This is a genomic window from Streptomyces sp. GS7, assembly GCF_009834125.1.
GTDB lineage: Bacteria > Actinomycetota > Actinomycetes > Streptomycetales > Streptomycetaceae > Streptomyces.
Genome location: NZ_CP047146.1, coordinates 8,807,966 through 8,823,469 on the forward strand (window position 1 = coordinate 8,807,966; position 15,504 = coordinate 8,823,469).

Sequence of the window (15,504 nt, forward strand, 5' to 3'; positions counted from 1 at the left end):
TGACTCCTACCGCCCCCGACAAAGTTCAGGTCTTGACGCTCGTCGAACGGGCGCTCGCCTGGGACCCGGAGAACCTGACCACTCCAGACCTCGACACTGTCCTGGACATGATCGAGCACTTCAGCCAGTACGGACGCGTCGTCGCAAACGAACTGCGCGTGCTGTGCCGCAGCCTCCCTGTTGGGTCGGCCGTCGCTGTGCGCGCACGGGCCACACTCGGCGAGGCAGACCGGCGACTCAACCTCCCACGCTCGATCGCCAACCGGCAGGCCAGACACCGCGCCCAGAACCTGGCCCGTCTCCTCAAGGCCCTGCACCGCGCCACCGGCCTGGTCTACGAAGAGTGGCCGCATACCGCGGGCCAGGTTCCACGACACACCTCTACGGCTGAGGTGGACCACTCGGAGACGGACCGGCCCCCGTAGGCGTCTGAGTCTCTCCGGCGCCACGCCCGGTTCATGCTCTGCGCCCCTACACGTCGCAGGGCACACCCCAGTAAGAGACGAGAAAGGACATCGTGAACAAGGCAAGGTTCACCGTCCAGGCGGCGAAGACCGCTGGTGACAGGGACAACAACGGCCGCAGCAAGGCCGAACGGCAAGAACAGCTCGGTATTCGCCACACACGGCAGACCCACGTCTGCGAGGACTACTGCAACGACCCGTGCCCGCTGAACAAACCGAACTAGCCCGGGCCTGCGGATAAGTCCCAGGTAGAAGCCGGGCAGATCCGGCGGGCCGCACCCCCGAGGCGGCCTACCTCACCCGGACCTGCTCTACCCGCCCACCTCGGCGGGCGGGTGCACCACCTGGCAGCCGGACCTGAATGAGGCTCGGTGCCGGACGAACGGTGGGGAGGGCGGTCCCACGGGGCCCTCCCCATCCCGACTGCTCGACGGAGAGAGGGATAACAACAACGATCAGCTCCACACCGCTTTTCAGCCGATCCCCGACGCACATCCCTCGTAGCGGCGCGTATTCGCCACGGAGACCAGCTTCCTGACTAGCGTGATCTGCCTGACGAGACGACCCAACGCGCCTATCGCTACGTGCAGTTGTACGAGATCCCTGACGAAGGAAACCGCTCTATGACCGATGTGCCCTTGGACCCCGACGCGGCCACCCAGCTCCGCAATAAGGTCGTCGACCAGCTCAAGAAGGACGGCACGATCGTGTCGCCTGGCGTCGAGGCTGCCATGCGTAAGGTGCCCCGTCACCTGGCCGTACCGGAGGCGTCGCTCGATGACGCCCACAGTACGTACAAGGCCGTGGTCACCCAGGAGGACGAGCACGGCAATCACACCAGTTCTGTGTCCGCTCCGCAGATTCAGGCCATGCAGTTGGAGCAGGCCGGCATCCGGTCCGGTGACAACGTGCTGGAGATCGGCACCAGCGGACCGAATGCCGCCTACCTCGCGGAGCTGGTGGGGCCTTCCGGGCAGGTTACGACCGTCGACATCGACCCCACGCCTGCCGCCCGCGCCGAGCGGTTCCTGACCGAGACCGGTTACACGAACGTCAACGTCGTCGTCGCTGATGCCGAGGGCGGCTTTCCCAAGAACGCCCGCTACGACGCGATCGTGGTGACGGTCGGCGCTTGGGACATCCCGCCCACGTGGATCGATCAGCTCAAGGACGATGGCCGGCTCGTCGTACCGCTCCGCATCAACGGCCTGGCCCGCACCTACGGGTTCGTTCGAGAGAGCGACCACCTGGTCGCCACCAGTGCCCACCCGTGCGGGTTCGTGGCGATGCAGGGCGCTGGCTCCCACACCGAGAAGGCGATGCAACTGCCCGGAGACGAGGGTGTCACCCTGCACTTCGACGAGGGGCCGCCCGCCGACCCGTCGCTGCTGACCGGTGTCCTGGACACCGTTCGCGTCGAGACATGGACCGGGGTGACCGTCGCCAACCGGGAGCCCATCGGCACCCTTCAGATGTACCTGGCGACGCACGTGCCGACGTATTGCAGCATGTCCATCAACCCCGAACTGGCCTCCGGCGCGATCGGCCCCACCGGTCTCGGGTTCTCGATGGTCGCGATCGATGGCCCGAACTTCGGCTACGTCGTGGTGCGCCGCAACCCGGAGAAGCAGAACGCGGAGTTCGGGTTCCATGCCTTCGGTCCCGACGGGGCCGGCTTCGCCGGGCGGCTGGCCGACATCGTCCGCACTTGGGGCAAGGACTACCGCGGCGCTTCCGACCCGCGCATCACTGTCTACCCGGCGGGCACACCCGATGACCGGATCACCGGAGACCGGACCATCGACAAGCAGCACAGCCGGATCTCAGTCTCCTGGTCGGCCGCGTAGGACGCGGCGCCTGACCAGGTCTCTCGCACCATCCCATCGGACAGAGAGAGTGATCACATGACCACTGCTCTACGAGCAGCATCACCGCCCCAGTTGGGCTGCCGCTCCCGGGCAGCTCCGCCTGTACCCTTCGCGCACGCCTCGTTCTAACGAATGGCAACGGAGCCCCTACAGAGAGTGCCGGGGCTGCACGGAACACGAACGATTGGGTGAGTAAATGACTACGGTCCGTGAAAAGAGCGTGGGGGACGAAGCGGCCTCGCTGCGGGCGGAAATGGTATGGGAACTACGCAATCTAGGCGCGATCACCTCCGAATCCCTCGCCAGCGCTGTAGCCACCGTGCCCCGGCATCTGTTCGCCGCCGATGAGCCGCTGAAGGCCGCGTACGCGGCTGATCAAGCTCTGGTGATCAAGCGCGATCAGGACGGTACTGCCCTCAGTTCTCTGTCGTCCGCCCATATCCAGACGGTGATGCTGGAGCAGGCCGAAATCGAACCTGGCATGCGAGTCCTCGAAGTTGGCTCAGGGGGCTACAACGCCGCGCTCATCGCAGAACTTGTCGGCGACGCCGGATCGGTTACCTCAGTGGACATCGATGCGGAGATCGTCGAGCGCGCTCGCACGTGCCTGGACACGGCTGGATACCACCAGGTGGAGGTGGTGCAGTCGGACGCCATCGGCGGCGTACCCAAGCACGCACCGTTCGACCGCATCGTCGTCACAGCCGGAGCGTGGGACATCCCCTCGGCGTGGCTCGACCAGCTCTCCGAGCGCGGCAGGATCGTCGTCCCGTTGCGTTTGCGGGGGCTCACCCGCTCGATCGCGTTTGACCGCGCCGGAGAGGGCCTGGTCAGCGACAGTTACCGGCTGTGCGGCTTTGTGCCGATGCAAGGAGCCGGCGCCTACACCGAGCGGCTCATCCGCGTCGCCGACGGCATCGGGCTGCGAGTCGATGACCAGAGGCAGGACTTCGACATCGAGACCCTGGCCGCGGCCGTGCGCTCGCCTCGGCTGGAGGTGTGGTCCGGGGCGGCCTTCGACCTGCCGGACGAGCTGGAGCTGTTCCTGGCGACCAGCACACCTGAGATGGTGATGCTGCACGGCAGCAAGGGCCTCGTCGAGCAGGGCGTCTTCGCGCTGTCGGTGACACGCGGAGTACCGACACTGGTCGTCGGTGGGAGCTTCGCGTACCGCACCAAACGACCGAATGAGGAGACGGGCGGCTTCGAGAGTGGAGTCTTCGCCCACGGGCCCGATGCGGAGTCGGTCGCGGCACGCTACGTCGAACTGCTGCGCCGTTGGGCCTCCGATCACCGGCGGCGCGGGGCGGCCCGCATCCAGTACAGGCCGATGCCCGCCGGCACGGCTGAACCCTCCCAGGGGATTGTGGCGAAACAGCTCGGAGCCGTCGAGATCTCCTGGACATAGACTCCCCGCCCCAAGGTCGTCGCGGGGTACGGGGAATTGCGCACCACCCAACTCATCAGGGAGGTAATTGTGTCCGTCCAGTTCGAAGACGCAACGGCGACGTCGCGCCCGCAGAAGGCAGGCCATGAAGGGGACTTGAAGGGCTGGGATCTGGATGTCTCCATCGTCGAGTCCGGCCCTTCGGCCGACCGGCTCATCCGGATGACCGACGACGGTTGCGGCCAGACCTGCGAGTCCGCCTGCTCAGCGACCTGCCCGTAATAGGCAGTCCGGAATCCTAACCGCGGTGTCCGGCCGACTTGGCCGGACACCGCCCGCCGATGGGAGTGCCGGTGTACGAGTACGTCGATGCCGCCATGCTGCGGGCCGTGGCCTGGCCGCCGGGTCACCAGGTCCGGTCATGGCCCGATCCGACCGCAGGTGCGGCGTCCTGGCGGACGTGGCTGAAGCAGACCCTGCGCATACCCGGCTTCGCAACCGCGTTGGATCAGGCCAGTCCCACACTGGGGCACCGCGTACGGGACATTTGCGGCGGCAAGCAACTGCCGGAGCCCGCCGTGTGGAAGGCGGTGCTGGCCGTCACGCGCTATCTGCTGCGCGCTTCGAGCCGGGCCACCCCGTTCGGCCTGTTCGCCGGGGTGATGCCTGCCCGGATCGCTGAGGTGCCGACTGTGCACATCGGCGCCGGGCACCGAGCCGTCGCCATGCCGGACGCCGCGTGGCTGACCGCGGTGATCGAACGATTGGAAGTCGAATCCGCGCTTCTGCCGCGCCTGACGGTTCAAGCCCACGCGCTCGTGGTCGAGAAGGAGGGCCACCTGATTCTCAGGCACCGCGGCGACGGCAGCTTGGGCGGCCCCCCAGCCCACGTCCGGGTCCGCGCCACCATACCCGTCAGGTCGGCCATGGACGCGGCGCGGCAACCCATCCGTGCGGTATCCCTCGCGTCCAAACTGGCCGCCGACTTCCCCCACGTCCCCTCCGACGTGATTGACAAGCTGCTGGTGGACCTGACCGCCCAGCGCCTCCTGATCACGAACCTGCGCGGCCCGATGACAACGACAGATCCGCTGGGCCATCTGCTAGATGTCCTCAAGGCAGCGGAGGTTGAGGACATCACCACCGTGGCCGACATCGCCGCCCAGCTACGCCAGATAGCTGACGGTTTAGCCCGGCACAACACCACCTCCACCCGAGCGCGAGAGCAGCGCGCCCAGCTCACCAGCGCGATGCAGCACCTCCACCCCTGCTCCAGGCCGCCGCTCGGTGTCGACCTGCGGCTCAAGGGAGAGGTGACGATCCCGCATGAGGTGGCTGCCGAGGCCGCTCGGGCCGCGACGGCACTGGTACGGCTGGCTCGCCGCCCCTTCCTCAGCCGCGCCTGGACCCGCTGGCACGGCCGCTTCCTGGAACGCTACGGCCCGCGCGCCCTGGTGCCGGTCCTGGAGGCTGTGGACGACACTGGCCTTGGCTACCCGGAGGGCTTCCTGGGTGGGCCACCCGCCGAGGCAAATGGCTCGCTGACTGAGCGAGATCTGAAACTGCTGGCGCTCGCGCAGAACGCAGCGCTGCGCCGCCAGGGCGAGATCGTTCTGGACGACTCCATGATCGCCGACCTGGCCGCCGCAGGCCCCGAGATGCGCGTCCAGCCGACCACAGAACTGACCGTGCGCGTCCACGCCGCCAGCGCCCGAGACCTGGAGCCAGGGGAGTTCACCCTCGCGGTCACCGGAGTGTCGCGCACCGCCGGCACGGTCACCGGCAGGTTCCTTCACCTCCTCGAACCCGGTGACCGCGAGCGGATGACGAAGGCGTATGCAGCTGCGGCCACCGCGACCGAGGGCGCCTTGCCCATACAGGTCTCTGCACCCCCGCTGTACGTGGGCGCCGAGAACGTCGCGCGGGCTCCCCTGGCGATGCCCGCCGTCCTTACCCTTGGCGAGTGCCACGAGCACACCGACAACAGGCGGGTGCTCCTGGAAGACGTCGCGGTCACCGCGGACACACACCGCCTCTACCTGATCTCGCAGACCATGCGCCGACCGCTGGAGTTCGTAACCCTCAATGCGGTGGAGCCAACCCACCGCACGCATCCGCTCGTTCGGTTCCTCACCGAGGCCAACAACTCGATGAGCGTCCCGTGCACGAACTTCGACTGGGGAGCGGCGACGAGCCTGCCGTTCCTCCCCGCGCTGCGCTACCGACGCACGATCCTGGCTCCGGCACGCTGGCGGCTCACGGCCGATGAACTGGCCGACCGTGAGGCAGACGGAGCGCAGTGGAACCGTGCCCTGACCGCGTGGCGGGACCAAGTGGCCGCCCCAAGCACTATCTATGCCGGCGACGGCGACCAGCGCATCCGCCTGGACCTGACCGAACCTGCGCACCGGGCGCTACTGCGAGCACAGGTGCAACGCGACGGGGTCGCCGTGCTCCGCGCGGAAACGGCCCCTGACGCGGGATGGGTCGACGGGCGCGCCCACGAACTCGTCATCCCCCTCGCCTTCAACGGCGAGCCCGGACCGGCACCACAGTGGCTCGATAGTGGGAAGACCGTCGGGCGTGAGCATGGTCATCTCCCCGGTTGCGACGGGCGATTCCTCGTGAAGCTCTACGGCCACCCTGACCACTACGGCAGCATTCTCACCCGTTTCCTTCCGCACCTGCTCACCGAACTGGGCAGCACCGTGCGGTGGTGGTTCCTGCCCTACAGCGACCCGAACGACCATCTGCGGCTGCGTCTTATCGTGCCGACCGACCGCGCCGCGAGTACCCCCGGCGCGATCGGCGCCTGGACTCAGAGGCTGCGCCAGGCTGGGTTGATCTCCCGAGTGCAGTGGGACACCGATTTCCCCGAAACCGCCCGCTTCGGAGGCGTCCAGGCGATCGACGCTGCTGAGGCGTACTTCGCGGCGGACTCCAAGGCCGCCGCCGCACAGATCACCTACAGCTCGACGAAAGGCGGCCCTGACGCACGGGCCCTGACGGCCGCCAGCATGCTCGACCTCACGACCAGCCTGATCGGGAACCCCGCCGAAGCAATGTCCTGGCTGATCGACCACGCACAGACCACCAGCACACCTCCCGCCCGGGACTTGTACGACCAGGCGGTCACCCTGGGGAACCCGAACGACCGCTGCGATCTGGCCCGGCAGCCCGACGGCGAGCAGATCCTCGCCCGCTGGGCCCAGCGGCGCGAAACTCTGGCTGCCTACAAGGCCGTGCTCGACACGGCGGGCACGGCCAGCGCGACCGCGCTGCTGCCAGAACTGCTGCATCTGCACCACACCCGCATAGCCGGACTCGACCTGAAGGCAGAAGGCCAATGCCTGCACCTGGCCCGCGCCGCAGCGTTGAGCTGGACCGCACGAGGTAGAAGCGGCTCATGAGACCGATACCGCAGGCGTTGACCGCCGCAGACATCCTCGCCGCGGCGCTGGCCGACCCGTGCACCGCCTGGGTCGCAGCACCCGGTAAGCGAGCGTGGGCGCAATCGCTGGCCGGTGGCGCAGCCGGGATCGCCCTGCTCCACATCGAACGTGCCCGCACCGGTCGTGGCGACTGGAACACCGCACACGCCTGGTTATCCCAGGCAGCCTCCGAGGACCTCACCGCCGCCTCCAACGCAAGCCTCTACCTCGGGGCCCCCGCCCTGGCCTTCGTTCTGCGCGCCGCCGCAGGCTCCACCGGCCGGTACCGAAGCGCGCTGGAGAAACTGAACGACGCCACCATCGCGGTCACCCAGCGGCGACTGGCACAGGCCCACGCCCGCATCGATCGAGGCGAACGCCCCGCCATGAAGGAGTTCGACCTGATCCGCGGACTCGCCGGGCTGGGCGCCTACCACCTCGCCCACCAACCGCACCACAAGATCACCACCGATGTGCTGACCTACCTGGTGCGCCTTACCGATCCCCTTCCCAAACAGGGCGACCTCCCCGCCTGGTGGACCGACGTCTCCCCCAATGGCGAGCCGACCGCGGGCTTCCCCGGAGGGCACGGGAACTTCGGGCTGGCACACGGCATCGGCTCAGCCTTATCCGTGATGTCACTGGCGCTCCTGTACGGCCTGGATGTACCGGAGATGACCGACGCAGTCGCACGAATCTGCACCTGGACCGACCGGTGGCGCCAAGGAGATGACACCAGCCCGTGGTGGCCAGGCTTCATCTCGATCGAGCAGGCCACTGACGGGCATATCGACCTGGCACTGCGGCCCCGGCCATCCTGGTGCTATGGCGTCAGCGGCACCGCCCGCGCCCAACAGTTGGCCGGTCTGGCACTGGGCGAGCCCGCACGCGTGCAGGCCGCCGAGAACGCCATCCTTGCGGCTCTGCGCGACCCGATCCAACTAGACCTGCTCCCCGAGATCGGCCTGTGCCACGGGACGGCCGGACTGCTGCACACCGCGTGGCGGATGGCCGACCAGACAACGAACCCCGCGATCATCGCGGAGCTGCCGCGCGTAACCGATCGCCTGATTGCCGTGCTCGACCGTTTCGACCACGAGCCCGAACTGCTCGATGGCACCGCTGGAGCAGCCCTCGCTCTGCACACCGCCGGCACCGCGACCGCACCCGTATCGCGCTGGGACGCCTTTCTCGCCCTGGCGTGATCACACTGGAGACGTCTGATGGACAACTCGCCCGCGTGGCACCAGGTCAACATCGCCTTCCCCGACTGGCACCGTGCCGAGCAAACCGCCCTGGCCCACCTCACCCCCCTCCTGTGCACCGCCGAGGACGAAGGCGCGATAGGTACCTGGTTCCTCATCCGCAAACGCCCGTGCTGGCGCGTGCGCTACCTGCCTGCCCCCGACACCCACGTCCGCATCGGCCGAGAGCTGGAGGCGCTGACAGTCGCAGGGCACATCGCCACCTGGACACCTGCCATCTACGAGCCCGAAGTGCACGCCTTCGGTGGCGCCGAAGCGATGATGGTGGCCCACCGCCTCTTCCACCGCGACAGCCGTGGCCTGCTGACCTACCTCCAGCATGAGGACGGAACCGCGCGCGGCCATCGCCGGGAAATGTCCCTCATGCTGTGCAGCATCCTGATGCGGTCGGCCGGCCTGGACTGGTACGAGCAGGGCGACGTCTGGGCGAGGGTGGTCGCCCACCGACCACTGCCCGCCGCCGACCAGAGCAACACCGGCCGACTGCACGCTGCCGTGCACCGGCTGATCACCGTGGACACAGAGGACCAGCTCAGCCAGGAGGGGCCCCTGGCCCACGCCGCGGGATGGGCCAGTGCCTACACCGCCGCCGGACACGAGCTGGCCCACCTCGCCGCCTCCGGAGCGCTACACCGCGGCCTACGCGCCATCCTGGCCCACCACCTGCTCTTCGCCTGGAACCGGATCGGCCTGCCCTACGCCACCCAAGCCGCCCTCGCAGCCACCGCCAAGTCCGTGATCTTCGGCCCCGATCCCACCACAGAAAACAGCGCCACCGCAGTGAACATCGGCATCAACACCACGCCCAGCGGCCCGGCCTCGGCACCCCGCTGAACGCGTCATCACGCTCCGCCTACCCCGGGGGCCCCATGGACCCGCACGGACCGATAGCCCAACGCTTCCCACTCGTCGCCCGCGCCCGCCCCGCCTGCCTACCACTGCCCCAACGCGTGCAGGGACTGGTCGACCTTGCCGAGAGCGCAGAACGCCAGGCCGACCAAGGATTCGCCTCGGCCGTCTACAACCAGTCGGCGCTCATCGCGTCTGACCTCAACCTCCCCGAACTCGCGGGGAAGTTGTGCCACCAGCACGCCGATGCCTACCTGCACGCCTGCCCATTGCCCGGCAAGAGTGCCATCCGCGGGCTAGAACCCATCGTGAACCTGGCCCGCTTGCAGATCCGTGCAGGAAAAGCCGACGACGGTCGACGGCACCTCCTCAACCTCTACGAAGCCGTCAGCACAGGCACAGCCGCACAATTCGGCGATATCGCCCTACCCGCACACCTCACCGCCACGCCGGACGACCGCCATGAAGTCCGCGCCTGGCTGTGGACAGTCCTCCTCGCCGATGGCACGAGAACCCTCACCTCCAAGGGGCGCTGGGACGAGGCACTAACCCACATCGAGGAACACCGCGGCGTGGGCAAGCGGATGCTCGACGGACGACAAGTCGCCGTCCTCGCCGCACTCGTCGCAGGCGACCCAGCAGGCGCCGTAGATCTCCTCGAAGAGACCACGCCCGGCGAACCCTGGGAACAGGCCGTGACCGCGTGCCTCACCGCACTATGTCATCGCGCCGCCAGCCAACCGGCCGCTCACCGCACGCACACCCTGGCGAACATGTACGCCAAGCTGGAGCCTGCACGCGGCATGGCCGTCTTCGATGCTCGCCTCGGACTGACGATCTTGGACGTCATCGGCAGCGACCAGGAGCCCGTCACGCACCGAGTCGTCGACACGTTGTACAGCCGGACAACGACACTGAACGACGGACACGCCGCCCGCGAGAATCTGGCGCACCCCTTGTTCACCACTCTCGTCACCGGCAAACAGCAGAAGAACTGCCAAGACATCGTGGACGCGTGCGCGCTCGGTGCTGGAAAACTCCCCGACGAGCTGCATGACCAACTCGCCATGGCGCTGCGTACGAGCGACCGCACCATCCGGAAAGGTGTCACCAGTAAATAGCCCCGCTCACGGCCGGAGTGGCTTCCGCGTGAGCAAATTGAGCGAGAACGACCAAGGTCGGCGGCCGGTGTAACAGCTCACGACCACCTGTGCCTCAGATCCCCCCGCGCCGCGTGCGAGCCATCTACAGCAATGGTTCAGCTGAGGGAGCTTCCGGTGCTTCATGGTGCTGCTGGACGTCCGTGACAGTGCGGTTGGCGTACAGAGAAGCGGGCTGTGGCTTCTGCGATGGCTCCTGGGCCTCTTGCCCAGCGACCTGCGTCCCCGTACGCCGGGACAGCGCCTCTCGGAGTCCGGCTTCTCTGTAGGCGGCGCCCCGGGCGGTGCTTCGGGCCTTCGTCGCCTCCCCCCGGACGCTCTTAGCGGCCTGGTTGTCCTTGTTCTGGGCACGGCGCAGGAGGACGGTTTTGTCGCGCCCCAGTGTCTCTGCTTCGGCGATCACGGCCTCGTGCTCCTCGGCGGGACCGGCAAGGGAGCAAAGCTCCTGAAGACGGTCGTGCAATGCCTCCAGTTCACGCGCGGCCTCGATGCGCTGTTGCTGGAGCGTTCCGCGTTCAGCCTCGGCGTGGACACGGTCGTCACCGCGTAGTACGGGACGGCCGAACCGGCCGGTGGCGGTCAACTGATAGTCAAGCTGGTGCAGTCGTTCTTCCACTTCGCGCTTTGCGTGAGTGTGCTGGGCGACCACGTCCGTGAGGGTACGGATCTCGCAGATCGCCTCGGCGCGTGCGGTGAGGTCCTGGTGCCTCCGGTTGAGGGCAAGCACGTTCGGTCCTGTTCCCGCTGCGGCTTGTTGTTCGGCGCGGTCGGCTACTGCCTCCGCCTTTTCGGCTGCCGTACGGGTGGCGCGGGCGGCCGTGGCAGCCTTGCGAATCGCGTCGTGCAGAGCCACATTGCTGAGGTGTGCGTACGGGCAGCCAGTCGTGGGGGCGGTTTCCGTTGCTGAGGCCGACGGCGCGGGTCGCTCCGTGGTGCTCGGGGTGGGGCGGTCCTCGGGCTGCGGCGCGTCTTCCGGGCCGTCCGCCTCGTACGGGTCGCCAGTTCCGGGAGCGCGGGGGGTCGGCAGATCGGCTACCGCCTGTCGGACGTGGGCGGGGACCGCGGCCGTCGGAAGTTCGGTGAGGATCATGCGCTCTTCGGTGCCGGTCTCAACCTCGCGGATGAGGCCGGCGACAGCACGGTCTAGCTGTTCCTGGTCGGTGAGCGCCTCTCCTCCGCGGGCACGGTCGGCGTCGGTTTCGTAGACGGACAGCGGGAGGAAGAGGTGGGACTCCTTCTTGTCTCGGCTCATCATCGTGTAGAGGGCATTGGCCTGCGCGCCGGGGCCGTAGACCAGGGTTTCCTGAACGCTGAGGCCCTGGCTCTTATGGCCGGTGATCGCGTAGCCAAGACTCAGGCCGCCCTGGGCGATGTAGTCCGCATCAACCCATTCGGCGTGGTCTTCGTGGCCGTCGACCGTCTTGACTCGCCACTCGACGAGAACACGGCGTTCGTCGTCCACTGCGCGGACGATTCCGCGGAGCCCGTTGAGCACGTCTTCGTTCGCACCGCGGCTCTTCTTGGCGCGGTAGTCGTTGACGCGCAGGAGGACCTGGTCCCCCACAGAGAGGGTCAGTTCACGTCCACCGGCGAGCGCATAGGTGTGCTCGGGGCCGATGAGATCGCCGGTGGTCTTGCGCAGGGCCCGGGCTCCGAGGTTGAGCTCTTCGACGATCTCGTTCGTGGCGGCCAGCATCAGCAGCTGCTGCACGGCAGTGTGGTCGTCGCTGTGCGCGGAGCGCTTGTCGGCCCAGATGGTGAGCATCGCAGCGAGCGTCTCGTCCTTGTTAGCGAGCGCGTGCACGCGGCCCGTGCCGGCGAAGGTCCGCAGCGATTCCACGCGCCGGTCGTCGCGCCACAGCTGGAGCGCGCGGCGTTCGACGGCGTCCTTCTGCCGGAAGTTCTCCGTCAGCCTCAGACCGCCCACGATGCGGTGGACTGCGCCGAAGTGGCCGCCGACGCCCGGCGAGTGCAACTGCTTGGGGTCGCCGATGCCGACGACCTTCGTGCCGGTCTTCGCGGCGTGTTCGAGGAGTTCGGCGATATCGCGGTCATCGCACATGGCGTCTTCGTCCACGACCAGAACGTCCACACCGGCAAGCCCTCGCCCGCCCTTGCGGATGCCCATGAGCCAGGAGGCGAGGGTGCGGGAGGTGATCCCGGCTTCCGCCTTGAGGTTGGCGGCGGCGACGGCCGCCGTGCTCGCTCCCGCGATTACCAGGCCCTGGGCCTCCCATGCCTGCCGGGCGGCGTCCATGAGCGTCGTCTTGCCCGCGCCCGCGACGCCCTCGACAGAGTCAATGCCGTGTCCAGCGGTGAGGAGCCGTTCGAGGACGGCGCGCTGCTCGGCGGAGAAGGGGAAGCCCTGCTGGGCCTCGACTGTGGACAGGGTCATCACGACCGTGTCGCCGCTGACGACGGCGGACTGTTCGTTCAGGCGCCGGGTGGTCTCAGTGACGATCAGCGCTTCGGCGGCGACGATGTCCGCGGTCGTGTACCGGTCGGCGTGCGCGTAGTGCTGGGCGCCCCGGGGGTTGAGCTTGACGGCGTACCCGGCCTGCTGGAGCACGGAGTTGGTGAGCTTCTCGGCTTCGGCGGCGGTACCGATCCCGTTCGGGAGCGCGTCAAGCACGGCCGCGATGGCGGCGGCGTGCGTGAATTCCTTGGAGTGGCTGGTGAGGCCGGTCTTCGGGTCGAAGACGATGCTGCACAGCTCTTCCAGGCTCGGGTTGAGCTGATCGACGGATTCGCCGACGGCTCCGGTGGTGATGGCGTCGGGGTCGTCACCGGCGGCGCGTCCTTCGGCCTGCCAGTACGCGCGCAGGACGTCATCCTCGACGCCTGCGGCTTCGCCGTTCTTGGCGGCCTTGGAGGCGGCGGAGGCGGCGGTGCGTTCGCGCAGGGTGGCGCTGTCGTAGTCGAGTCCGAGTTTGCTGAGCAGTTGACGGATCTGGCTGTCGCGCTTGCTGAAGAGTCGGATGGTGGCTTCGGGGATGGCGGCAATTTCCCATGCCCCGGTGCGTTCTTCGCGGCGGAAGCTGATGCCGTAGCGGTCGCCGAGTTCGCGGCGGATGCGGGCGTTCATCAGGGACTGGGTCGCTCGGGTATGGCGATGAATGTCCCGGCCGCCTGCGGCCACGGTGGACCATTGCCCGTCATCGCCCTTGGCCATGTTGGCCAGAGTGAAGTGCAAGTGGAAGTGGGGGTCGCCATAGGGCGCGCCGCCGACCGGCCGGGCCGCGCGGTGGATCATCAGCCACCCGGAGAACCCGCTGGTTCCGATGACGTCGGCGGACTGGCCGTCGCCGTGACGACCGCGCATCCCGTAGGCGGTCCAGCTTTGGAGGGCCTCGATGGCCTCGCATCCGGCGGAGGTGAAGATGTCCTCTACCTCGGCGGCCAACTTCGGCGGGGCGTATGCGAGGAATGCTGACTTGCTCTTGGCCAGGTCCAAGGTGACGTCGGTGCCCCGGTTGCCGACTTCCACGCGGCCTTCCCGCATGGCGGCCTTGATTTCTTCCGCGTCCCAGACCTGCTCCGGAGCGATACCAGCGGCCTTGGCCATGGCGATGGCTTCGCGGACGTCCATGGGCAGATCGCGAAGCCGACGGCCGCCTTCGGTCTCGGTCTGCTGGTAACGCCGTTTCATGGACCGGGAGTCGAACAGGTCCGTGGGCTGCTGCCCCGTCGCGCGGGCCTTCTCCTCGACGGCATGCAGGAGTGCACGGGCGTCGAGTCGCCCGCCGGCCTCGGCGAGAAGTGCCTTCTCCAGGGCCTGTTCGCCGTAGAGCTCGACGGCGTCAATGCCGACGGCGCCGGCGAGTTTGAGCAGGGTGGAGGCGGGTACCTTGTGGGCTTCGCCAAACCGGGTCAGTTGCCGCTCCATGGTGGCGAAGGCGGCCTTCTTGCGCTGAGAGTCGAGCAGTGAATCCGGCTTCACGCCGCGCTCGGCGGCACTGCGGCGGATGGCCCGGACCAGGGGGGCCGCAGACAGCTTGGCGGCCGGGGCGATGGCGAGCTTCGGTTCCACCAGGGTCTGCCCGGTGCGCGGGTCCTCGCCGCGCATGAGGCGTCGAGCAGCTTGGAATTGCTCGGGCGTGAGGGTGCTGCCGGGGACGATGTCGAACTCGGCTAGGCCGTTCCCGATCCACATCAGCGGGCGTTCGCTCGCGTTCAGGTGGTAGTCGACCTGTCCGTCGGCTGCCGGGGCGGGGGCAATGGTCTCCCCGTAGAGTTCGTGGGCGTCGAGCCCTGCTGCGGAGGCGACTTCGACGGCGTCGAATGTAGTGAACCGGGCGGTCTTGGCGTTCCTCAACTGGGCGCGGGCGCGGAAGAATGCCTTCTTGGCCTCGGTGGAGCCGAGGAGTCTGGCGACGCTGGTTCCAGCTTCTTCGGCCTTGGCCTCGATGGCGGCCACGAGCGGGGCGGCATCGACGGTGGCGGCTTTCCCGCAGCCGTGGCCTCCGGTCAGGCGGTACTCGGTCTGCTCGTCCGACGAGCCGATCACGGTTGCCCACCCCACCGGCTCGCCCACCCCCTCCGGTCAGCTTCGGTCGAATTCAGTCATCTTGGCCGATTGTATCGTCACGAAGTGACGATACCTTGGTCCTCTAAATTCAAGATCATGATCAACGAGGGCGAACCTCGGGCACTCGGAGCGGCCTGGTCGCTCCTGCGGATCAGGCTCCTGGAGCCTGATGTCCTGTTGGACTGTTACCTCTGTGCGAGGCGCGCGGGCTGAGGCGCCGTACGCGTTGAGGCGGTATGACGATCCGATGTCGGTGTAGTACCTGCGCGGGGCTGTGTCGTTGGCCCGCCTATGGAGCACACCCCGTATCCGGCGGCTTCCCGCCGGTTCGCCGAGTTGTCGGGCCCGTACTGGATGGCCTCGGACTCCCCGGCGTACGGAGTCGACGCGGAAGGCCGGTTCGGACCGGGACGTCAGACTCCGCCCCCGCAACCGGGCGAACGGCCGGAGGGAGGAGCGGGCTCCCGACAGGCGGGGGGCTCGTAGCCGCCGATATGTCGCCCTGCTGTCGGGTCGAGCGGTCTTGGTTGGGCCCTGCCCGACCCGCAAGCG

The 15,504-nt window shown here is 68.0% G+C and carries 10 protein-coding genes; 9 read left to right on the forward strand and 1 reads right to left on the reverse strand.

Annotation, left to right across the window (positions count from 1 at the left end):
- Positions 1-32: 32 nt before the first annotated feature.
- The 9 genes from GR130_RS38425 (at position 33) to GR130_RS38465 (ending at position 10,385) form a co-directional block, all read left to right on the forward strand.
- Entirely contained in the window at positions 33-425 is a 393-nt protein-coding gene (locus tag GR130_RS38425) for a DUF6415 family natural product biosynthesis protein (protein WP_159509164.1), read from the forward strand.
- Between the two features lie 92 nt (positions 426-517).
- Positions 518-688, forward strand: a complete 171-nt coding sequence (locus GR130_RS38430) for a hypothetical protein (RefSeq protein ID WP_159509166.1) — start codon at positions 518-520, stop codon at positions 686-688.
- 399 nt (positions 689-1,087) lie between these two features.
- Complete coding sequence (gene fxlM, locus GR130_RS38435; RefSeq protein ID WP_159509168.1) at positions 1,088-2,311, forward strand: methyltransferase, FxLD system; 1,224 nt, start codon at positions 1,088-1,090, stop codon at positions 2,309-2,311.
- A 217-nt stretch (positions 2,312-2,528) separates the two neighbouring features.
- Positions 2,529-3,740: a methyltransferase, FxLD system gene (gene fxlM / locus GR130_RS38440; RefSeq protein WP_159509170.1), complete on the forward strand. Its 1,212-nt coding sequence runs from the start codon at positions 2,529-2,531 to the stop codon at positions 3,738-3,740.
- Between the two features lie 69 nt (positions 3,741-3,809).
- On the forward strand, positions 3,810-4,001 hold the full coding sequence (locus tag GR130_RS38445; protein ID WP_159509172.1) for an FxLD family lanthipeptide: 192 nt from the start codon (positions 3,810-3,812) through the stop codon (positions 3,999-4,001).
- Between the two features lie 71 nt (positions 4,002-4,072).
- Complete coding sequence (locus GR130_RS38450; RefSeq protein ID WP_159509174.1) at positions 4,073-7,129, forward strand: lantibiotic dehydratase; 3,057 nt, start codon at positions 4,073-4,075, stop codon at positions 7,127-7,129.
- Positions 7,126-8,355: a lanthionine synthetase C family protein gene (locus GR130_RS38455; protein ID WP_159509175.1), complete on the forward strand. Its 1,230-nt coding sequence runs from the start codon at positions 7,126-7,128 to the stop codon at positions 8,353-8,355. Before GR130_RS38450 ends, GR130_RS38455 begins: the two co-directional genes overlap by 4 nt.
- 18 nt (positions 8,356-8,373) lie before the next feature.
- Positions 8,374-9,249 carry a thiopeptide-type bacteriocin biosynthesis protein gene (locus GR130_RS38460; RefSeq protein ID WP_159509177.1) on the forward strand — a complete coding sequence of 292 codons (876 nt, stop codon included), beginning with the start codon at positions 8,374-8,376 and terminating at the stop codon, positions 9,247-9,249.
- Between the two features lie 35 nt (positions 9,250-9,284).
- Positions 9,285-10,385 (forward strand): hypothetical protein, encoded by a 1,101-nt coding sequence (locus GR130_RS38465; RefSeq protein ID WP_159509179.1) that lies wholly within the window; start codon positions 9,285-9,287, stop codon positions 10,383-10,385.
- 124 nt (positions 10,386-10,509) lie between these two features.
- Here the strand turns inward: GR130_RS38465 and mobF are convergent, their stop codons facing one another.
- Positions 10,510-14,931: a MobF family relaxase gene (mobF, locus tag GR130_RS38470; protein ID WP_236573861.1), complete on the reverse strand. Its 4,422-nt coding sequence runs from the start codon at positions 14,929-14,931 to the stop codon at positions 10,510-10,512.
- Positions 14,932-15,504: the final 573 nt, after the last annotated feature.

Coding starts and splice junctions, on each gene's coding strand:
- GR130_RS38455 (WP_159509175.1), top strand. CDS start 7,126: ATGAGACCGATACCGCAGGCGTTGACCGCCGCAGACATCCTCGCCGCG.
- fxlM (WP_159509170.1), top strand. CDS start 2,529: ATGACTACGGTCCGTGAAAAGAGCGTGGGGGACGAAGCGGCCTCGCTG.
- fxlM (WP_159509168.1), top strand. CDS start 1,088: ATGACCGATGTGCCCTTGGACCCCGACGCGGCCACCCAGCTCCGCAAT.
- GR130_RS38465 (WP_159509179.1), top strand. CDS start 9,285: ATGGACCCGCACGGACCGATAGCCCAACGCTTCCCACTCGTCGCCCGC.
- GR130_RS38460 (WP_159509177.1), top strand. CDS start 8,374: ATGGACAACTCGCCCGCGTGGCACCAGGTCAACATCGCCTTCCCCGAC.